This window comes from Pseudomonas sp. A (assembly GCF_056270345.1).
In genome coordinates this window covers 3,345,800-3,364,776 of the sequence record NZ_CM149873.1, presented here as the reverse complement: position 1 = coordinate 3,364,776, position 18,977 = coordinate 3,345,800, and the positions used below count along the sequence as shown (strand labels likewise).

The 18,977-nt window shown below is 67.2% G+C and carries 16 protein-coding genes; 12 read left to right on the top strand and 4 right to left on the bottom strand.

Annotation, left to right across the window (positions count from 1 at the left end; translation table 11 throughout):
* Positions 1–100: 100 nt before the first annotated feature.
* The 3 genes from AC0MAZ_RS14990 (at position 101) to AC0MAZ_RS14980 (ending at position 4,814) form a co-directional block, all read left to right on the top strand.
* Positions 101–1,456: an MFS transporter gene (locus AC0MAZ_RS14990; protein WP_267812261.1), complete on the top strand. Its 1,356-nt coding sequence runs from the start codon at positions 101–103 to the stop codon at positions 1,454–1,456.
* A 78-nt stretch (positions 1,457–1,534) separates the two neighbouring features.
* Entirely contained in the window at positions 1,535–3,088 is a 1,554-nt protein-coding gene (gene garD, locus AC0MAZ_RS14985; RefSeq protein WP_475858350.1) for a galactarate dehydratase, read from the top strand.
* A 145-nt stretch (positions 3,089–3,233) separates the two neighbouring features.
* Positions 3,234–4,814, top strand: a complete 1,581-nt coding sequence (locus tag AC0MAZ_RS14980) for an aldehyde dehydrogenase (NADP(+)) (RefSeq protein WP_475858349.1) — start codon at positions 3,234–3,236, stop codon at positions 4,812–4,814.
* Between the two features lie 133 nt (positions 4,815–4,947).
* Here AC0MAZ_RS14980 and AC0MAZ_RS14975 read toward each other — a convergent pair whose 3' ends face one another.
* Both AC0MAZ_RS14975 and AC0MAZ_RS14970 read right to left on the bottom strand, forming a co-directional pair.
* Complete coding sequence (locus AC0MAZ_RS14975; RefSeq protein ID WP_475858348.1) at positions 4,948–5,697, bottom strand: FadR/GntR family transcriptional regulator; 750 nt, start codon at positions 5,695–5,697, stop codon at positions 4,948–4,950.
* Positions 5,698–5,776: 79 nt separating this feature from the next.
* Positions 5,777–6,544, bottom strand: a complete 768-nt coding sequence (locus AC0MAZ_RS14970) for an AraC family transcriptional regulator (protein WP_475858347.1) — start codon at positions 6,542–6,544, stop codon at positions 5,777–5,779.
* Positions 6,545–6,652: 108 nt separating this feature from the next.
* Here AC0MAZ_RS14970 and AC0MAZ_RS14965 point away from each other — a divergent pair, with 108 nt between their 5' ends.
* The 9 genes from AC0MAZ_RS14965 to pdxR all read left to right on the top strand — a co-directional run bounded on the left by AC0MAZ_RS14965 (position 6,653) and on the right by pdxR (position 17,167).
* A complete protein-coding gene (locus AC0MAZ_RS14965; protein WP_232855347.1) occupies positions 6,653–7,468 on the top strand; it encodes a sulfite exporter TauE/SafE family protein in 816 nt (271 codons plus the stop codon).
* A gap of 63 nt (positions 7,469–7,531) precedes the next feature.
* Positions 7,532–8,182, top strand: coding sequence for a DUF998 domain-containing protein (locus AC0MAZ_RS14960; RefSeq protein ID WP_203646957.1), 651 nt, complete (start codon positions 7,532–7,534; stop codon positions 8,180–8,182).
* A gap of 74 nt (positions 8,183–8,256) precedes the next feature.
* A complete protein-coding gene (locus AC0MAZ_RS14955; protein ID WP_232855349.1) occupies positions 8,257–8,586 on the top strand; it encodes a hypothetical protein in 330 nt (109 codons plus the stop codon).
* Positions 8,587–8,759: 173 nt separating this feature from the next.
* Positions 8,760–9,980, top strand: coding sequence for a M20/M25/M40 family metallo-hydrolase (locus tag AC0MAZ_RS14950; protein WP_475858345.1), 1,221 nt, complete (start codon positions 8,760–8,762; stop codon positions 9,978–9,980).
* Positions 9,981–9,986: 6 nt separating this feature from the next.
* Complete coding sequence (gene glcD / locus AC0MAZ_RS14945; RefSeq protein ID WP_254465110.1) at positions 9,987–11,486, top strand: glycolate oxidase subunit GlcD; 1,500 nt, start codon at positions 9,987–9,989, stop codon at positions 11,484–11,486.
* Entirely contained in the window at positions 11,486–12,532 is a 1,047-nt protein-coding gene (gene glcE / locus AC0MAZ_RS14940) for a glycolate oxidase subunit GlcE (RefSeq protein WP_475858342.1), read from the top strand. The genes glcD and glcE overlap by 1 nt, the downstream gene beginning before the upstream one ends.
* Positions 12,533–12,541: 9 nt before the next feature.
* Complete coding sequence (gene glcF / locus AC0MAZ_RS14935; protein ID WP_475858341.1) at positions 12,542–13,798, top strand: glycolate oxidase subunit GlcF; 1,257 nt, start codon at positions 12,542–12,544, stop codon at positions 13,796–13,798.
* 165 nt (positions 13,799–13,963) lie between these two features.
* Positions 13,964–14,305 (top strand): hypothetical protein, encoded by a 342-nt coding sequence (locus tag AC0MAZ_RS14930; RefSeq protein WP_110738654.1) that lies wholly within the window; start codon positions 13,964–13,966, stop codon positions 14,303–14,305.
* Positions 14,306–15,733: 1,428 nt separating this feature from the next.
* A complete protein-coding gene (gene pdxR / locus AC0MAZ_RS14925; protein ID WP_475858340.1) occupies positions 15,734–17,167 on the top strand; it encodes a MocR-like pyridoxine biosynthesis transcription factor PdxR in 1,434 nt (477 codons plus the stop codon).
* Here the strand turns inward: pdxR and AC0MAZ_RS14920 are convergent.
* Entirely contained in the window at positions 17,160–18,353 is a 1,194-nt protein-coding gene (locus tag AC0MAZ_RS14920; protein WP_254465108.1) for a cyanate transporter, read from the bottom strand. The genes pdxR and AC0MAZ_RS14920 overlap by 8 nt on opposite strands.
* Positions 18,350–18,808 carry a nucleoside deaminase gene (locus AC0MAZ_RS14915; protein WP_234561028.1) on the bottom strand — a complete coding sequence of 153 codons (459 nt, stop codon included), beginning with the start codon at positions 18,806–18,808 and terminating at the stop codon, positions 18,350–18,352. The genes AC0MAZ_RS14920 and AC0MAZ_RS14915 overlap by 4 nt, the downstream gene beginning before the upstream one ends.
* Positions 18,809–18,977 lie beyond the last annotated feature (169 nt).

The following is an 18,977-nucleotide window of genomic DNA, read 5'->3' as shown; positions in this document are numbered from 1 at the left end:
GAACGCCCTGCGGCCTGCCGATGCCGCCGCCGGAGCAGGGCCACCCTGCTCCGGCCCACAACCGATCCCCGTATAAAAATAACGAGTGGGAGTAACCAGCATGCAAGCGACGAAAAAGACGCATGTGCGCTACCTGATCCTGTTGATGCTGTTCCTGGTGACCACCATCAACTACGCCGACCGCGCCACCATCGCCATCGCCGGCTCCAGCCTGCAGAAGGACCTGGGCATCGACGCGGTCACCCTCGGCTACATCTTCTCCGCCTTCGGCTGGGCCTACGTGGCCGGGCAGATCCCCGGCGGCTGGCTGCTTGACCGCTTCGGCTCGAAGAACGTCTACGCCTTCAGCATCTTCACCTGGTCGCTGTTCACCCTGCTGCAGGGCTTTGTCGGCGGCCTGCCGGTGGCCTGGGCGGTGGTCACGCTGTTCACCCTGCGCTTTCTGGTCGGCTTCGCCGAAGCGCCGTCGTTCCCCGGCAATGCCCGGATCGTCGCGGCCTGGTTCCCGACGCAAGAGCGCGGCACCGCCTCGGCGATCTTCAACTCGGCGCAGTACTTCGCCACCGCGCTGTTCGCGCCGATCATGGGCTGGATCGTCTTCACCTTCGGCTGGGAACATGTGTTCGTGGTGATGGGCGCGCTGGGCATCGTGTTCTCGGCGGTGTGGCTCAAGACCATCTACAACCCGCGCCAGCATCCGCGCATCGGTGCCGCCGAGCTCGAGCACATCGAACAGAACGGCGGCCTGGTGGACATGGACCAGAAACGCGGCAACGACGGCCCGAAATGGGGCTATATCAAGCAACTGCTGACCAGCCGCATGCTGCTGGGCGTCTACCTGGGCCAGTACTGCATCAACGCCATCACCTACTTCTTCCTCACCTGGTTCCCGGTGTACCTGGTGCAGGAACGCGGCATGACCATCCTCAAGGCCGGCTTCATCGCCTCGTTGCCGGCAGTGTGCGGCTTCATCGGCGGCGTGCTTGGCGGCGTGCTGTCGGACTGGTTGCTGCGCCGCGGCAACTCGCTGACCTTCTCGCGCAAGCTGCCGATCGTCTGCGGCCTGCTGCTGTCGACCACCATGGTCTTCTGCAACTACGTCGAGGCCGAATGGATGGTGGTCGGTTTCATGACCCTGGCGTTCTTCGGCAAGGGCATCGGCGCGCTGGGCTGGGCGGTGGTCGCCGACACCTCGCCCAAGCAGATCGCCGGGCTGTCGGGCGGGCTGTTCAACACCTTCGGCAACATCGCCTCGATCACCACGCCGATCGTCATCGGCTACATCATCAGCGCCACCGGCTCGTTCAAGTGGGCCCTGGTGTACGTGGGCGCCAACGCCCTGGTGGCAGTGTTCAGCTACCTGGTGATCGTCGGTCCGATCAAGCGCATCGAGCTCAAGGACAACCCGAAGCAGGAAGCAGCACCCACCACTGAACTCGCCACTTCGCGCCATTGAGTGAAACACGCCTGCGCCCTGCCCGGGCGCAGGCTGGCGTACAAGAAGCCTGAAAGAAACGACAAGAAGGGCCTGACCATGCAGTTGATCGAACATTCCGAGTCGCCCCGCTACGTGCGCCTGCATCCTGACGACAATGTCGTGGTGGTGGTCAACGACGGCGGCCTGGGCGAAGGCGCGCGCTTCGCCGACGGCCTGACCCTGGTCGAGGGCGTTCCGCAGAGCCACAAGGTCGCCACCGCGGATATCCGCCGGGGCGAGGCGGTGCGCCGCTACGGCCAGGTCATCGGCCATGCCCTGGAAGACCTGCGCCAGGGCAGTTGGGTCAAGGAAGATCAACTGGCGATGCCGGCCGCCCCCGAGCTCGACAGCCTGCCGCGCTGCGACGCCGTGCCCGCCGCCCAGGCGCCCCTCGAAGGCTTCACCTTCGAGGGCTATCGCAATGCCGACGGCACCGTCGGCACCCGCAACATCCTCGGCATCACCACCACCGTGCAGTGCGTGACCGGCGTGCTCGACCACGCGGTCAAGCGTATCCGCGACGAACTGCTGCCCAAATACCCCAACGTGGATGATGTGGTCGCCCTCACCCACAGCTACGGCTGCGGCGTGGCGATCAACGCCCGCGATGCCTACATCCCGATTCGCACCGTGCGCAACCTGGCGCGCAACCCCAACCTGGGCGGCGAGGCGCTGGTCATCAGCCTGGGCTGCGAAAAACTCCAGGCCGGCCAGGTGATGCACGAGGACGACCCGTCCGTGGACCTCAGCGAACCCTGGCTATACCGCCTGCAGGACGCCTCGCTGGGCTTCGTCGAGATGATCGAGCAGATCATGGCCCTGGCCGAAACCCGCCTGCGCAAGCTTGACCAGCGCCGCCGCGAAACCGTGCCGGCCAGCGAGCTGATCCTGGGCATGCAATGCGGCGGCAGCGACGCCTTTTCCGGCATCACCGCCAACCCCGCCCTGGGCCATGCCGCCGACCTGCTGGTGCGCGCCGGAGCCACCGTGCTGTTCTCGGAAGTCACCGAGGTGCGCGACGCCATCTACATGCTCACCTCCCGCGCCGAAACGCCGGAAGTCGCCGAGGCGCTGGTGCGCGAGATGGACTGGTACGACCGCTACCTGCAACAGGGCGCGGCGGATCGCAGCGCCAACACCACGCCAGGCAACAAGAAAGGTGGCTTGTCCAACATCGTCGAGAAATCCCTGGGCTCGATCGTCAAGTCCGGCAGCGGCGCCATCCAGGGCGTGCTCGGCCCGGGCGAACGGGTCACGCACAAGGGCCTGATCTTCTGCGCCACCCCGGCCAGCGACTTCGTCTGCGGCACCCTGCAGCTGGCCGCCGGGATGAACCTGCATGTGTTCACCACCGGTCGCGGCACGCCTTACGGCCTGGCCATGGCACCGGTGGTCAAGGTGTGCACCCGCAGCGAACTGGCCCAGCGCTGGCCGGACCTGATCGACATCGACGCCGGGCGCATCGCCAGTGGCCGGGCGAGCATCGAGGAGCTTGGCTGGGAGCTGTTCCGCTATTACCTGGACGTGGCCAGTGGTCGCAAGCGCACCTGGGCCGAGCAGCATGGTCTGCACAACGACATCACCCTGTTCAATCCGGCACCGATCACCTGAAGGCACGCGCCAAACCCTGTGGGAGCGGGTTTACCCGCGAATCAGACGCCGCATGGTCTGGCACCAGCTTCGCTGGTGTTCGCGGGTAAACCCGCTCCCACAGGGTCGGTGAATGTCCCCTCTTTCTGACCTACAGGAGCACCCCATGCCCAATATCCTCGGCCACAACTTCATCGCCGGCCAACGCAGTGCCGTCGGCCCGCAACGCCTGCAAAGCCTGGACGCCACCACCGGCGAGGCACTGCCCTACAGCTTTGCCCAGGCCACCGAGGGCGAAGTCGACCGCGCCGCCCAAGCCGCCGCCGTCGCCTTCGGCGAATTCCGCCAGCTCCCCCCGGCACGCCGCGCCGAATTCCTCGACGCCATCGCCGCCGAACTGGACGAACTCGATGACAGCTTCGTCGCCATCGTCTGCCGCGAAACCGCCCTGCCCGCCGCGCGTATCCAGGGCGAACGCGGCCGCACCAGCGGGCAGATGCGCCTGTTCGCCCAGGTACTGCGCCGTGGCGACTTCCTCGGTGCGCGCATCGACCTGGCGCTGCCCGAGCGCCAGCCGCTGCCACGGGTGGACATCCGCCAGATGCGTATCGGCGTCGGCCCGGTAGCGGTATTTGGCGCCAGCAATTTCCCGCTGGCCTTCTCCACCGCCGGCGGCGACACCGCCGCAGCCCTGGCCGCCGGTTGCCCGGTGGTGTTCAAGGCTCACAGTGGCCACATGGCCACCGCCGACCTGGTGGCCTGCGCCATCCTGCGCGCCGCCGAACGCACCGGCATGCCCAAGGGCGTGTTCAACATGGTGTTCGGTGGCGGTGTCGGTGAGTGGCTGGTCAAGCACCCGGCCATCCAGGCGGTCAGCTTCACCGGCTCGCTCAAGGGCGGCGACGCTTTGTGCCGCATGGCTGCCGAGCGGGCGCAACCGATCCCGGTGTTCGCCGAGATGTCCAGCATCAACCCGGTGATCATCCTGCCGGGCGCGCTAGCCAAGCGCGGCGAAGCCATCGCCCGTGAGCTGGCCGGCTCCGTGTGCCTGGGCGCCGGGCAGTTCTGCACCAACCCGGGGATGCTGATCGGCCTGCAGTCGCCTGGCTTCAGCCAGTTGCTGAATGACCTGGGCCGGCATCTGGAGCAACAGGCTGGCCAGACCCTGCTCAACGCCGGCGGCCTGCGCAGCTATGTCGCCGGCCTGGAACACTTGCACGCCCATGCCGGCATCCAGCACCTGGCCGGTCAGGCGCAACAGGGCGACCAGGCCCGTGCCCAGCTGTTCAAGGCCGACGCCCGTCTGCTGCTGGAGTCCGACCCGCTGCTGCAGGAAGAAGTGTTCGGCCCGGCCACGGTGGCCGTCGAAGTCAGCGACCGCGAGCAACTGCGCGCCGCCCTGCTCGGTCTGCGCGGCCAGCTGACCGCCACGCTGATCGGCGAGCCGGAAGACTTCGAGGCGTTTGCCTGGCTGGTGCCGCTGCTGGAGGAGAAGGTCGGGCGGATCCTGGTCAATGGCTACCCGACCGGGGTCGAGGTGTGCGACGCCATGGTCCATGGCGGACCTTACCCGGCGACCTCGGATGCCCGCGGCACTTCGGTCGGCACCCTGGCCATCGATCGGTTCCTGCGCCCGGTGTGCTACCAGAACTACCCGCAGGCGCTGCTGCCGGAGGCATTGCGCGATGGTAACCCGCTGGGGCTGCGGCGATTGGTGAATGGGCAGTGGAGTGACGGGGCGGTCTGAGAGCCCTGGGCTCTTTTAGGGTGCCTGCGTCGGCCTCTTCGCGGGTAAACCCGCTCCCACAGGGATCAGCGTTTGCCAGCGCGCTGTGAAGAACCTGTGGGAGCGGGTTTACCCGCGAAGGGACCAGTACAGATCAAATGCCTTGCGCCTCGGCCTCTTCATGGGCCTGGCGCAGGCGCTCGCGGCTGTTGCTCAGGTGCATGCGCATGGCCATCTTCGCGCCTTCGCTGTCGCGTCGGGCGATGGCCTCGTAGATCGCCTCGTGCTCATGCATCAGCCGGTTCATGTAGTGCGCCTGGTCGTCATGGGCCAGGCGCGCCGAATTGAGCCGGGTGCGCGGGATGATGCTGGTACCCAGGTGGTTGATGATGTCGGCGAAATAGTGATTGCCGCTGGCCTGGGCAATGCGCAGGTGGAACTGGAAATCCGCCGACACCGCATCCGAGGCGTGGGCCGCGCCCTCGTTGAGCTCGTCCAGCGCCGCGCGCATGCCGGCCAGTTCCTCATCGCCGCGACGCTGGGCGGCAAGGCCCGCGGCTTCGATCTCCAGGGCGATGCGCAACTCCAGCACCGCCAGCACTTCGCGCAAGGTGACGATGGTCGCCGGGTCGATCCGAAAGCCACCAGTGCTCGGCGCGTCCAGCACGAAGGTGCCGATGCCATGACGGGTCTCGACCTGGCCGGCGGCCTGCAGCCGCGAGATGGCCTCGCGCACCACGGTGCGGCTGACCCCCTCCTCGACCATGATCTGCGACTCGGTGGGCAGCTTGTCGCCGCGCTTGAGCTGGCCGCTGCGGATGCGTTCGGTCAGCACCGTGACCAGTTCCTGGGCCAGACTGCGCGGCTTGCGCCGGGTCCGTGCCTGTACCTGCTGCTCTGTCATGCCCTGTATGTCTGGTTGTGAAAGACAGGCGTGATGATAGCGCAAGCAGTTGTACGATCACATACGTCCAGCGGGGTTTTCATCTGCCCTGGCGTGCCGCCGACGGCGGCTGGCCCATGATTCGTCGGTACAGGCTGGAGAACGCGCTGGGGCTTTCATAGCCCAGGTCCAGGGCGATGGTGGTCACCGCCTCGCCGGTCGCCAGCCGTGTCACCGCGGCCATCAGGCATGCCTGCTGGCGCCACTGGCCGAACGACAGCCCGGTCTGCTCGCGAAAGCGCCGGCTGAAGGTACGCGGGCTCCAGTTGAGCTGCCCTGCCCAGGTGTCGCCACGGGTGTGGACCGACGGCTGCGCCAGGAACGCCTGGCACAGGGCCGCCAGACGCGGCTCGGCCGGCAGCGGCGCGAACAGCGGCAGACGCTCGGCCTGGCCCAGCTCATGCAGCACGAGCCGCAGCAGCAGGCCATCGCGCCCCGCCTCGTCATGCAGGGCCGGCACCTCGGCGCTGGCCAGCAACAGCTGGTGCAGCAGCGGCCCGACCCGCAGTGCCTCGCACACGCCACCCGGCCTGGGCAGCGCGGTCGGTTCGATGTACAGGCTGCGGGTACTCACGCCACGCATGCGCACCTGATGCGGCTTGCCGGGCGGAATCCATACCCCGCTGCCGGGCGGGATGACCCAGGCGCCGTCATCGGTCAGCACCTCCATCAGCCCGCTCATGCCATACAGGAACTGCGCCCGGCGATGGACATGCCTGGGCAGCAAGGTATCGGGCGAATAGTCGGTGGCGATGGCCAGCACCGCACGCGGGGTGGCATCGACCTCGGACAGGGGAACATTGCGCATGAAAGGAGGCTCTGGCCGAAACACGACGATTATTGGCCAGGTTGCGCAAGCCAGCCAAGAGGCATACCCCTACCCTGACCGCCTCAACCCTGGCCCGAGGCCCACACCATGCTCTATCCCCTGCTTGGCCTGTTCGGCCTGTGCGCCGGCGTCACCACCTTGCTGTTTGGCTTCGGCGGCGGGTTCTTCGCCGTGCCGCTGTTCTATGCCCTGCTGCTGGCCAGCCATGGCGCGGGGACCGCCATGGCCCAGCACGCCATGCAGATCGCCGTGGCCACCTCGGCCACGGTGATGATCTTCAGCAGCGCGCTGGCCACCTGGCGCCATCACCGCGCGGGCAGCCTGCGCTGGGACCTGGTGCGACCACTGGCGCCGGCCATCGCCCTCGGCGCGCTGCTCGGGGCCTGGGCGGCGCTGTACCTGGCCAGCGCCTGGCTGCGCTGGCTGTTCATCGCCTACCTGGCGCTGAGCCTGATGGACGCCTGGCTGCGCCCGGGCTTCGTCCGCGCTGGCGAACATCGCCTGGCGCCCCTGGGCAGTACCGGCGCCAGCCTGGTCGGCGTGCCCATCGGCGCCCTGGCAGCGTTGCTCGGGGTGGGCGGCAGCGTGATGACCGTGCCACTGATGCGCCGCCGCGGCGCCAGCATGCGAACCGCCACGGCCATGGCCAACCCGCTGTCGCTGCCCATGGCCCTGGCGGCCACGCTGGTCTATGCGCTGCTGCCGGCTGGCCAGCTCGACCTTGGCCCGGGCCTGCTGGGCTTCATCGACCTGCGCGCGGCCCTGGTGATGACCGTCGGCGCCTGGCTCGGCATGCACCTGGCCGCGCCACTGCTCGGGCGCATCCCCGACAGCGTGCATGCCCGGGCCTACCTGGCGCTGCTGGCCTGCGTGCTGCTGGTGATGCTGGTCAACGGCCGCTAAGGCTGGCGAATGGCCACGGCGACGCGGTAGGCTGCGTCCTGCACTCACCAAGGAAGGCACTGCATGAAGACGTTCGATCGCCTGCTGCTCGCCAGCGGCCTGCTCATCCCCCTCTGGCTGCTGCTGGGCGTCACCCTGACGGCGCTGGCCTACCCCGGCTACGACCACCTGCAACAAGCCATGAGCCAGCTCGGCGCGGTCGGCGCCCCCACCCACGGGCTGTCGCCCTGGGCCAACAATTTCCCGCTGGCCCTGTTGTTCGCACTGTTCGCCTGGGGCCTGGCGCGGCGCTGGCGGCGCTCGAAGCTGGCACGGCTGAGCGCCCTGCTGGTGCTGTTGCATGGCCTGGGCAGCCTGGTGACCGGCGGGTTTGCCTGTGACCAGGGCTGCGCGCCGCTGGAGCCATCGTTCTCGCAACAGATGCACAACCTAGGCGGCCTGCTGATGTTCCTTTCGCTGACGCTCGCCAGCGTGTTGTGGATCGGCCTGGGCATGCGCCTTGCCCGATCCCCGGGGCTGGCCTGGGGGTCGCTGCTGAGCGCTGTACTGGCGGTGGTTACCGTAGTGTTGATGACCCAGGCCGTGCACAGCGGTGAACTGTTCGGTCTCTACCAGCGCCTGAACTACGGCGTCGGCGTGCTGTGGATCGCGGCCCTGGCCCTGCAGTCGCTGCGCAGGCGCCAGCACGGTGGCCTGCAAATGGCCATCGCCTGACGGCAAACTGCTGGCCCCCAGGCGTCGGAAGCAAAGGCAAACTTTGTTTTCCTTCAGATGCTTAGGACAGCAACATGCGAGTGATTCTAGCAACCGTGGCCGGCTGCCTGCTGGCCACCGCCGCCTTCGGCGCCCAGGCCCGGGCACTGAGCCAGAACGATCGCCAGGTGTGCGGCTGGGGCGCGCAGATCGCCGCCGAGGCGCAGCAGGCCAAGCTTTCCGGCGTCACCCTGTACGCCACGCGCAAGAAGCTCCAGGCGCGCAAGTTCGCCAAGCCGTGGATGCGCATGACGGCCTTCGGCATCACCGAGCAGACCTACAACAGCCGGTCTCGGCTGAAGCCGGCGGCGATCAAGCAGACGTATTACGAGCAGTGCGTACAACACGCGATAGCGAAAAGATAAATTCTTTATATTCAATAGCTTATTAACTATATGTAATGTCATGCATCACTATGAGTTGTCATGATTTTCAGCCCTCTCAGGCTGCACGGCAGCTTTGTCGCCGGGGGCAAATGACTCGGTAATCGGATGGCAGGGTCTACGCTGAAGGGTTCACGACAACGAGATCCCTGCCCATGCCCTTGCGATTCTGCTCATTGGCCCTTGCCCTGGCCTGTGCCACCGCCCAGGCCGCCGACCCGACGCCCCAGGAACTGTTCAGCCAGGCCCAGGCCGAACAGCCTCATTACCTGGAGACCCTCAAGACCCTGGTGGCAGTGGACACCGGCACCGGCACCGAACCCGGTCTGAAACAGGTCGGCAGCGAACTGGTGAAACGCCTCGAGGCCCTCGGTGCCAAGGTCAGCACCCAGCCGGCCACGCCCTCGGTGGGCGACAATATCGTCGGCACCCTCAAGGGCAGCGGCGACAAGGACTTCCTGCTGATGGTCCACTACGACACGGTGTTCGGCCCCGGCACCGTGGCCAAGCGCCCGTTCCGGATCGATGGGGAACGCGCCTACGGCCCCGGCGTGGCCGACGCCAAGGGCGGCGTGGCGATGATCCTGCATGCGCTGAAACTGCTACAGGAACAGCAGTACAAGGGCTACCGCACCCTCACCGTGCTGTTCAACCCGGACGAGGAGATGGGCTCGGCCGGCTCGCGGCAACTGATCGCCGAGCTGGCGCGCAAGCACGATTTCGTCTTCTCCTACGAGCCGCCGGACAAGGACGCGGTCACCGTCGCCACCAACGGCATCAACCGCCTCAAGCTCGAGGTCAAGGGCCGCGCCTCCCACGCCGGCTCCGCCCCGGAAGCCGGGCGCAACGCGCTGGTGGAGCTGGCGCACCAGTTGCTGCAGTTGAACGACCTCGGCGACAAGGGCAAGGGCACCACCGTCAACTGGACCCTGGCCAAGGCCGGGGAAAAGGCCAATATCATTCCCGCCCAGGCCAGCGCCGAGGCCGACATGCGCTACTCCGACCTGAGCGAGACCGAGCGGGTGCAGGAAGACGCCCTGCGGATCATCAAGAAACAGCTTGTAGCCGATACCCAGGTCGAGCTGGTCGTGGAAAAAGGCCGCCCGCCGCTGGCCAGAAACGACGCCTCCACGGAGCTTGCGCAAACGGCGCGGCAGCTCTACAGCAAGATCGACCGGCAGTTGCAGCCGATCGCCATGCGCTTCGGCACCGACGCCGGCTACGCCTACGTGCCCGACAGCGACAAGCCGGCGGTGCTGGAAACGCTGGGTGTGGTCGGCGCCGGCCTGCATGGCGACGACGAGTACATGGAGATCGCCAGCGTGGCGCCACGCTTGTACCTGACGGTGGCGATGATCCGGCACCTGGCGCAGTAAGCCTGCATGAACATCCTTTACGACGAACGTGTCGATGGACCGTTACCGGCCGTGGACAAGCCGGCACTGCTGGCCGCCCTGCGCGAGGCCCTCCCCGATCTGCAGATCCTGCACCGCAGCGAAGACCTCAAGCCCTACGAGTGCGACGGCCTCTCGGCCTACCGTTCGTTGCCGCTGCTGGTGGCGCTGCCCGAGCGCCTGGAGCAGGTGCAGGCGTTAATGCGGCTCTGCCACCAGCGCGGCGTGCCGGTGGTGGCGCGCGGCGCCGGCACCGGCCTGTCCGGCGGCGCCCTGCCGTTGAGCCAGGGCATCCTGCTGGTGATGGCGCGCTTCAACCGCATCCTCGAAGTCAACCCGCAGGGCCGCTTCGCCCGGGTCCAGCCTGGCGTGCGCAACCTGGCGATCTCCCAGGCGGCGGCGCCCCATGGGCTGTACTACGCGCCCGATCCTTCCTCGCAGATCGCCTGCTCGATCGGCGGCAATGTCGCCGAAAATGCCGGTGGCGTGCATTGCCTGAAATACGGCCTGACCGTGCACAACCTGCTCAAGGTGGAGATCCTCACCGTCGAAGGCGAACGCCTGGTACTGGGCAGCGACGCCCTGGACAGCCCCGGTTTCGACCTGCTGGCGTTGTTTACCGGCTCCGAGGGCATGCTCGGCATCGTCACCGAAGTCACCGTCAAGCTGCTGCCCAGGCCGCAGGTGGCGCGGGTACTGCTGGCCAGCTTCGACAGCGTCGAGGATGCCGGGGGCGCGGTGGCCGAGATCATCGGCGCCGGGATCATCCCGGCTGGGCTCGAGATGATGGACAACCTGGCGATTCGCGCCGCCGAGGACTTCATCCATGCCGGCTACCCGCTGGACGCGGCGGCGATCCTGCTGTGCGAGCTCGACGGCGTCGAGGCCGACGTGCAGGACGACTGCGCCCGGGTCGATGCCGTGCTGCGCAAGGCCGGCGCCCGCGAGGTGCGCCTGGCCTGCGACGAAGCCGAGCGCGTGCGCTTCTGGGCCGGGCGCAAGAATGCCTTCCCGGCGGTGGGGCGCATTTCCCCGGACTACTACTGCATGGATGGCACCATCCCGCGCCGCGAGCTGCCGCGGGTGCTCAAGGGCATCAGCGCGCTTTCCCGGCAGTACGGCCTGCGGGTGGCCAATGTGTTCCATGCCGGCGACGGCAACCTGCACCCGCTGATCCTGTTCGATGCCAACCTGCCCGGTGAACTGGAGCGCGCCGAGGCCATCGGCGGGCAGATCCTCGAACTGTGCGTGGCCGTCGGCGGCAGCATCACTGGCGAACACGGCGTAGGACGGGAGAAGATCAACCAGATGTGCGCGCAGTTCAACAGCGACGAGATCACCCTGTTCCACGCGGTCAAGGCCGCCTTCGACCCACGGGGCCTGCTCAACCCGGGCAAGAACATCCCCACCCTGCAGCGCTGCGCCGAGTTCGGCGCGCTGCATGTACACCACGGGCAACTGCCCTTCCCCGACCTGGAGCGTTTCTGATGGACAGGGACCTCGGCCAGGACCTGCTGGAGCAGGTCAACCAGGCGCTGAACCGGCGCACCCCGCTGCGCATCCAGGGCGGCAACAGCAAGGCCATGCTCGGTCGCCCGGTGACCGGGCAGGTCATCGACACCCGTGGCCACCGCGGCATCGTCGGCTACGACCCCACCGAGCTGGTGCTCACCGCCCGCGCCGGCACGCCCCTGCGGGAGGTCGAGGCGACGCTGCACGAGGCCGGGCAGATGCTGGCCTGCGAGCCACCGCACCTGGGCCCCGAGGCGACGCTGGGCGGCATGGTCGCGGCCGGGCTGTCGGGGCCACGCCGGCCCTGGGCCGGGTCGGTGCGTGACTATGTCCTCGGCACCCGGCTGATCACCGGCCACGGCAAGCTCCTGCGCTTTGGTGGTGAGGTGATGAAGAATGTCGCCGGCTACGACGTGTCGCGGCTGATGGCGGGCAGCTTCGGCTGCCTGGGGCTGCTCACCGAAGTGTCACTCAAGGTGCTGCCGCAACCGCGCCAATGCCTGGGCCTGCGCCTGGAGATGAGCACGCAGCAGGCACTCGCCGCACTCGCCGAATGGGGCCGACAAGCGCTGCCAGTCAGCGCCGCCTGCCATGACGGCGAGGCGCTGCATCTGCGCCTGGAGGGCGGCGAAGGTTCGGTGCGCTCGGCCCGTGAGCGCCTGGGTGGTGAAGCGTTCGACACAGGCTTCTGGCAAGACCTGCGCGAGCAGCGCCTGGCGTTCTTCACCGCACCCGCAACGCTGTGGCGGCTGTCCCTGCCCATTGCCTGCGGTGCACTCGAACTGCCGGGACAGCAGTTGATCGACTGGGGTGGCGCCCAGCGCTGGCTCAAGTCCGACGCCCCGACGTCCGTCATCCGGGCATTGGCGGCCGAGGCCGGCGGTCATGCCACCGCCTACGCGCCCGGCGACGACAGCAGTGCCCCACTCGATCCGCTGACGCTGCGCTATCACCAGGCGCTGAAACGCCAACTCGATCCCCAGGGTGTGTTCAACCCTGGCCGCCTATACGCGCACTTGTGAGGCCATGGCATGCAAACCCACCTGAGTGAGTCCACCCGCCAGCTGCCCCGCGCCGACGAGGCCGAACGTATCCTGCGTTCCTGCGTGCACTGCGGGTTCTGCACCGCCACCTGCCCCACCTACCAGTTGCTCGGCGATGAGCTGGACGGGCCTCGCGGGCGCATCTACCTGATCAAGCAGGTGCTCGAAGGCGAACCGGCGGGCACCAGCACCCAGGCGCACCTGGACCGCTGCCTGAGCTGTCGCAACTGTGAGACCACCTGCCCGTCGGGGGTGGAATACCACAACCTGCTCGACATCGGCCGCGCCGTGGTCGAACGGCAGGTCCCCCGGCCGCCGGGGCAACGCCTGCTGCGCGCGGGCCTGCGCGCCGTGGTGCCGAGGCCGGGCGCATTCAAGGCGCTTGTGCGCGCCGGGCAGGCCCTGTATCCCCTGCTCCCGGCCAGCCTCAAGGACAAGCTGCCGGCGCAGGTCGTCACCCCGGGCCAACGTCCGATGCCGCGCCACACCCGTCGCGTGCTGCTGCTCGAAGGCTGCGTGCAGCAGGCCCTTTCACCCAACACCAATGCCGCCGCCACTCGCCTGCTCGACCGGCTAGGCATCAGCGTCGAACCGATCCACCAGGCCGGTTGCTGCGGCGCCGTGGACTATCACCTGGATGCCCAGGCACGAGGCCTCGACCGCGCCCGACGCAACATCGACGCCTGGTGGCCGGCCATCGAGGCCGGCGCCGAGGCCATCGTGCAAACCGCCAGCGGCTGCGGCGCCTTTGTCCGCGACTATGGCCACCTGCTTCAACAAGACCCACGCTACGCCGCCAAGGCCGCTCGGGTCAGCGCCCTGTCTCGTGACCTGGTACAGGTGCTGCAGGCCGAGCCACTGGAGCATCTGGGTCTATGCGCCGAGCAGCGCCTGGCATTGCACTGCCCCTGCACCCTGCAGCACGCCCTCAAGCTTGGCGGCGCGGTGGAAGGTCTGCTGGCCCGGCTGGGCTTTCATCTCACCCAGGTGCCGGATAGCCACTTGTGCTGCGGCTCGGCCGGCACCTATTCACTGACCCAGCCGCAGCTGGCGCGCCAGCTGCGCGACAACCGCCTCAATGCCCTGGAAAGCGACAACCCACTGGTCATCGCCACTGCCAACATCGGCTGCCAGCTGCACCTCGGCGGCGCCGGTCGCACGCCGGTGCGGCACTGGATCGAAATCGTCGAGGCGGCACTTGAGCCCGGCGCTTTCGAGGCCGCGGAAATTGTGCCCCGCACCTGACGCGGATCAAGGCGATGTTCAACCTGGTGCCTGTAATTTCGGAACCCTCCTACCGAAAGTACGGAAGCTTCTAGATTGTTGCCCCACCCTCGGCAAAACATCATCAGGACTGGAGACGTGACCGCCGCCCCGGCGCGGCCAACCCCATCCAGACGAGGCCATGCCATGCCCACAAATGCTCATCGCCCTACCCGCGAACTGCGCCACACCCTGCGTCAACTGCTGGCCCACGAGGTCAGCAACCCCGACGACAACCCGCACCTGTCCGGGGTGCGGTTCTTCTGCGCCACCGACGAACACACCCGCCAGCTGATCGAGCGTGTCGAGCTGCTCGCCAGCGAAGCCTTCTTCGATGCCAAGGGCCGCGCCATCCCCGCGCGCATGCGCGAAGCAGCGGTGGATGGCGTATGCATCCAACAGAAACGCAAGGCCTGCGAGGACGAGACGGTGATCCGCATCGCATTGCCGGAAAAAGGCTACATCACCATCAGTACCGCTCGCCTGTGAACACGCCGTCCCTCTCATGGAACTGCACATGACTTGTTGATTTAGCAGGAACCTGTGGGAGCGGCTTTAGCCGCGAACACCGGCAAAGCCGGTGCCATCCACCGCGTTGCTTGCTTCGCGGGTAAACCCGCTCCCACAGGGTATGCCACTCGCTCTCGGGTATTATTCCCTGCGCGATCGTCAGTAGGGCCCCTTGCAGCTTTGTCGATAAAACCCGAAGCTTTTACACCCCCTGCGCTTCGGACCCCCTGCCCCGATGGAACTGCACATCCGCCTCGAAGGCCGCAAAGGCCTGGCCGACCAGCTCTCATGGAACTGCACATGACTTGTTGATTTAGCAGGAACCTGTGGGAGCGGCTTTAGCCGCGAATACCGGCAAAGCCGGTGCCATCCACCGCGTTGCTTGCTTCGCGGGTAAACCCGCTCCCACAGGGTATGCCACTCGCTCTCGGGTATTATTCCCTGCGGGATCGTCAGTAGGGCCCCTTGCAGCTTTGTCGATAAAATCCGAAGCTTTTACACCCCCTGTGCTTCGGACCCCCTGCCCCGATGGAACTGCACATCCGCCTCGAAGGCCGCAAAGGCCTGGCCGACCAGCTCTCATGGAACTGCACATGACTTGTTGATTTAGCAGGAACCTGTGGGAGCGGCTTTAGCCGCGAATACCGGCAAAGCCGGTGCCATCCACCGCGTTGCTTGCTTCGCGGGTAAACCCGCTCCCACAGGGTATGCCACTCGCTCTCGGGTATTATTCCCTGCGGGATCGTCAGTAGGGCCCCTTGCAGCTTTGTCGATAAAATCCGAAGCTTTTACACCCCCTGTGCTTCGGACCCCCTGCCCCGATGGAACTGCACATCCGCCTCGAAGGCCGCAAAGGCCTGGCCGACCAGCTCTCATGGAACTGCACATGACTTGTTGATTTAGCAGGAACCTGTGGGAGCGGCTTTAGCCGCGAACACCGGCAAAGCCGGTGCCATCCACCGCGTTGCTTGCTTCGCGGGTAAACCCGCTCCCACAGGGTATGCCACTCGCTCTCGGGTATTATTCCCTGCGGGATCGTCAGTAGGGCCCCTTGCCGCTTTGTCGATAAAACCCGAAGCTTTTACACCCCCTGCGCTTCGCCCCCCCTGCCCCGATGGAACTGCACATCCGCCTCGAAGGCCGCAAAGGCCTGGCCGACCAGCTCTCATGGAACTGCACATGACTTGTTGATTTAGCAGGAACCTGTGGGAGCGGCTTTAGCCGCGAACACCGGCAAAGCCGGTGCCATCCACCGCGTTGCTTGCTTCGCGGGTAAACCCGCTCCCACAGGGTATGCCACTCGCTCTCGGGTATTATTCCCTGCGCGATCGTCAGTAGGGCCCCTTGCAGCTTTGTCGATAAAACCCGAAGCTTTTACACCCCCTGCGCTTCGGACCCCCTGCCCCGATGGAACTGCACATCCGCCTCGAAGGCCGCAAAGGCCTGGCCGACCAGCTCTACCAGCAACTGCGCGCCGGCATCGACAGCGGCCACCTGGCGGCCGGCACCCAACTGCCACCCACGCGCCTTTTGGCCGAGCAGCTGGGGGTTTCGCGCAAGACCGTGGCCGAAGCCTACTCGCGCCTGACCTACGACAACCTGCTCAGTGGCGTGGTCGGTCGCGGCACCTTCATCACCCCGCGCCACACGCCGCGCCAGAGCGACAGCGACAACATCCCCCTGGCCGCCGCCGAAACCCTCGAGCGCTGGCGCCAGCGCGCCACGGTATTGGGCCAACGGGCGCTGGACGCGCCGTCGCGCTACGACTTCATCGGCGGCGCCTCGAGCAAGGCGCAGTTCCCCTACGACCACTGGCGCAGTTGCATGAACTACGCCCTGCGCCGCAGCCAGCGCCACCCCGACCGACAGTTTTCCGCCCAGGGCCTGCCCGAGCTGCGCGAGGCCATCGCCCACCAGATTGCCTTCACCCGCGGCATCCAGTGCACCGCAAGTGACGTGCTGGTATGCAACGGCGCCCAGCAGGCCCTGGACCTGATCGCCCGGGTACTGGTCGAACCCGGCTGCAAGGTGGCCATGGAGGACCCGGGCTACCCACCGGCGCGCCAACTGTTCCTGGCCCTGGGCGCGCGCCTGCAGTCGGTGGCGGTGGACGACCAGGGGCTGTGCGTCGAGCAGATCGAGGACGGCACCCGGCTGATCTACGTGACACCCTCGCACCAGTTTCCGCTTGGCATGCCCATGGCCGAGCCGCGGCGCCAGGCGCTGCTGGCGCGGGCTGCCGAGCTCGGCGCGCTGATCATCGAGGACGACTACGACTGCGAGTTCCGCTACCAGGGGCCAGCCGCCGAAGCCTTGCAGCGCCTGGATCGACATGGCCTGGTGGCCTATGTCGGAACCTTCTCCAAGACCCTGCTGCCGGAGTTGCGCCTGGGCTACGCGGTGCTGCCGCCGGCCGTGCTGCAGGCCGCCTGCGTGGCCAAGCACCTGAGCGACTGGCACAGCCCGACCTTGCAACAATGGGCCCTGGCACGCTTCATCAGCGAAGGTCACCTGAACAAGCACATCCGTCGTTGCCATGAGGTGTACAGCGCCCGCCGCGAGCGGATCCTGGCACGCCTGGGCGGCGACCTGGCGCCCTGGTTCGACACGGTGCCGGCCAGCGCCGGCTTTCACCTGAGCGCGCTGGCCAAGCCCGGGGTGGATATCGAGCTGTTGATCAACCTGGCGCGCAAGGTGGAAGTCGGCCTCTACTCGCTGGCGCCGTTCTTCAGCGAAGCGCCGGTCAGGCCGGGACTGCTGTTCGGTTTCGGTGCCATCGAACTGCTGGACATCGACCCGGCGCTGGACCGGGTCGGTGACACCCTGCAGCGCCTCAGTTGAGCGCTGCCTCAGCGACTCGTCCCTCACGGGCGATGGCCCGGGCATAGCCTTTCGGAGCGAAACGCACGGTCACCAGCAGCATCGCCAGCACGGTGCAGGCCAGCAGGGTCCAGGAGGCCTGGAAATCGCCGCTGACATCACGCAACCAGCCGGTGACGTACGGCACGATACCGGTGACGATGAAACCTACGCCCTGGACGAAAGCCGCCAGGCTGCCGGCTTCGCCGGGCGTGCGCAGGTGCTCCAAGGTCAGCGTCAGGCTGAGGCTGAAGCACGCGCCCAGGCCCAGGCCGATCAGCGCCACCCACAGGCCCATGGCGCTGGCCGGCGCCAGCAGCAGGCCAAGGAAGCCCGCCAGTTGGATCAGCAAGGCCAGCCACAGGCCCGGCCGCCGATCGACCAGACGCCGCAGCAGCAACGGCAGGCCCAGGGCACCGCAGACCTGGAAGATGGTCATCAGCCCAACCAGCTCGCCGCCGCCCTGGGCCGTGCCGCCGTGCTCGAGGTGATAGGCCGGCAACCAGGCCACCATGCTCGTATAGCCACCGTTGATCAGCCCGAAATAGAGCGCAAGCAGCCAGGCCCGGCGGTTGCCGAACCAATGGCCGCCCCCGCCACCGGCCAGGCTGGGTGCATCCTGGCGCGGGCGCAGGACGGTCCACGCCACGATCGCCAGCAGCGCCGGAAACGCCCACAGGCCAAGGCCGAACTGCCAATGGCCGAAGTGCGCGGTGATCGATGGGCCAAGCACCGCCGCCAGGCCACCGCCGCTCATCAACGCCGCCGAATACAGCCCCATGGTCGCCGCCAGGCGGCCGGGGAACCAGCGGTTGACCAGCCCCGGCATCATGCCCTGCACCACGGCGACACCCAGGCCTGCGACCACCGCACTTACGATCAGCGCCCAGGCGCTGTCCAGTTGCAGGCGCCACAGACACGCCAGGGCGATGGCCGCCAGTCCCGCCAGCATGCCGCCATGCTCGCTCAGCCAGCGCCGCAGCCAGGGTTGCAGAAGCGGTACCAGGCCCATGCACAGCACCGGCAACGCGGTCAGCAGCGCCGCCTGCTGGTAGCCCAGGCCGGTGCTCTGGCGCATCGGTTCGAGCAGTGGGCCAATGCTGGTAAGAATCGGCCGCAGGTTCAACGCCAGCAGCACCACCAGCAACAGGTTCAACGCGCCCCTCATGCTTCGCCGGCCTGCTGCCATTCAAGGTACAGGCCGCTTTCACCCGCCGGTTTCAGCGGGCGCAGGGGCAGGCTCTGCTGCTGTGGCGGGCGGGCCATCTGCGCATACACTGCGGCGGTGGACAACCCATAGGGCTCGCCCTCGTCGTTGTCGTAGGCGAACCAGGCGCGCTCGATGCCGCACAGGTGCATGGCGGCCAGGCACATCGGGCACGGATGGCCGCTGGCGTAGATCTCGGCACCGTCCAGGCGCGCCCGGCCAAGCACCTGGGCGGCCTGGCGGATGGCCTGCATCTCGGCGTGGCTGGTGGGGTCCTGGGTGCTGTGGATCTGGTTGACGGCACGGGCGATCACCTGCCCCTGGTGGACCAGCACGGCGCCGAAGGGGCGGCCACCGGCCTGGATATTGGCGCGGGCAAGCTCAAGGGCCTCGCGCATGAATCGATCTGCGGACATGAAACGGTTCTCAGGTGAAGACCTGCCCATTATCCCGCCTCGGCCGCCCTGGCAGAAATGAAGAGATTGGATGCCTGTCAGTGCCCATCCGAATGACGGATTGGCCTCCTGGCAAAGCGCGGGATTGGCTATTCGGCGCGGCGCGAACTGGCCCTAAGGTAGTGCCACT

What these genes read in the sequence shown, in the direction of transcription:
- AC0MAZ_RS14990 (WP_267812261.1), top strand. Translation starts at nt 101, where the DNA reads ATGCAAGCGACGAAAAAGACGCATGTGCGCTACCTGATCCTGTTGATG.
- garD (WP_475858350.1), top strand. Translation starts at nt 1,535, where the DNA reads ATGCAGTTGATCGAACATTCCGAGTCGCCCCGCTACGTGCGCCTGCAT.
- AC0MAZ_RS14980 (WP_475858349.1), top strand. Translation starts at nt 3,234, where the DNA reads ATGCCCAATATCCTCGGCCACAACTTCATCGCCGGCCAACGCAGTGCC.
- AC0MAZ_RS14975 (WP_475858348.1), bottom strand. Translation starts at nt 5,697, where the DNA reads ATGACAGAGCAGCAGGTACAGGCACGGACCCGGCGCAAGCCGCGCAGT.
- AC0MAZ_RS14970 (WP_475858347.1), bottom strand. Translation starts at nt 6,544, where the DNA reads ATGCGCAATGTTCCCCTGTCCGAGGTCGATGCCACCCCGCGTGCGGTG.
- AC0MAZ_RS14965 (WP_232855347.1), top strand. Translation starts at nt 6,653, where the DNA reads ATGCTCTATCCCCTGCTTGGCCTGTTCGGCCTGTGCGCCGGCGTCACC.
- AC0MAZ_RS14960 (WP_203646957.1), top strand. Translation starts at nt 7,532, where the DNA reads ATGAAGACGTTCGATCGCCTGCTGCTCGCCAGCGGCCTGCTCATCCCC.
- AC0MAZ_RS14955 (WP_232855349.1), top strand. Translation starts at nt 8,257, where the DNA reads ATGCGAGTGATTCTAGCAACCGTGGCCGGCTGCCTGCTGGCCACCGCC.
- AC0MAZ_RS14950 (WP_475858345.1), top strand. Translation starts at nt 8,760, where the DNA reads ATGCCCTTGCGATTCTGCTCATTGGCCCTTGCCCTGGCCTGTGCCACC.
- glcD (WP_254465110.1), top strand. Translation starts at nt 9,987, where the DNA reads ATGAACATCCTTTACGACGAACGTGTCGATGGACCGTTACCGGCCGTG.
- glcE (WP_475858342.1), top strand. Translation starts at nt 11,486, where the DNA reads ATGGACAGGGACCTCGGCCAGGACCTGCTGGAGCAGGTCAACCAGGCG.
- glcF (WP_475858341.1), top strand. Translation starts at nt 12,542, where the DNA reads ATGCAAACCCACCTGAGTGAGTCCACCCGCCAGCTGCCCCGCGCCGAC.
- AC0MAZ_RS14930 (WP_110738654.1), top strand. Translation starts at nt 13,964, where the DNA reads ATGCCCACAAATGCTCATCGCCCTACCCGCGAACTGCGCCACACCCTG.
- pdxR (WP_475858340.1), top strand. Translation starts at nt 15,734, where the DNA reads ATGGAACTGCACATCCGCCTCGAAGGCCGCAAAGGCCTGGCCGACCAG.
- AC0MAZ_RS14920 (WP_254465108.1), bottom strand. Translation starts at nt 18,353, where the DNA reads ATGAGGGGCGCGTTGAACCTGTTGCTGGTGGTGCTGCTGGCGTTGAAC.
- AC0MAZ_RS14915 (WP_234561028.1), bottom strand. Translation starts at nt 18,808, where the DNA reads ATGTCCGCAGATCGATTCATGCGCGAGGCCCTTGAGCTTGCCCGCGCC.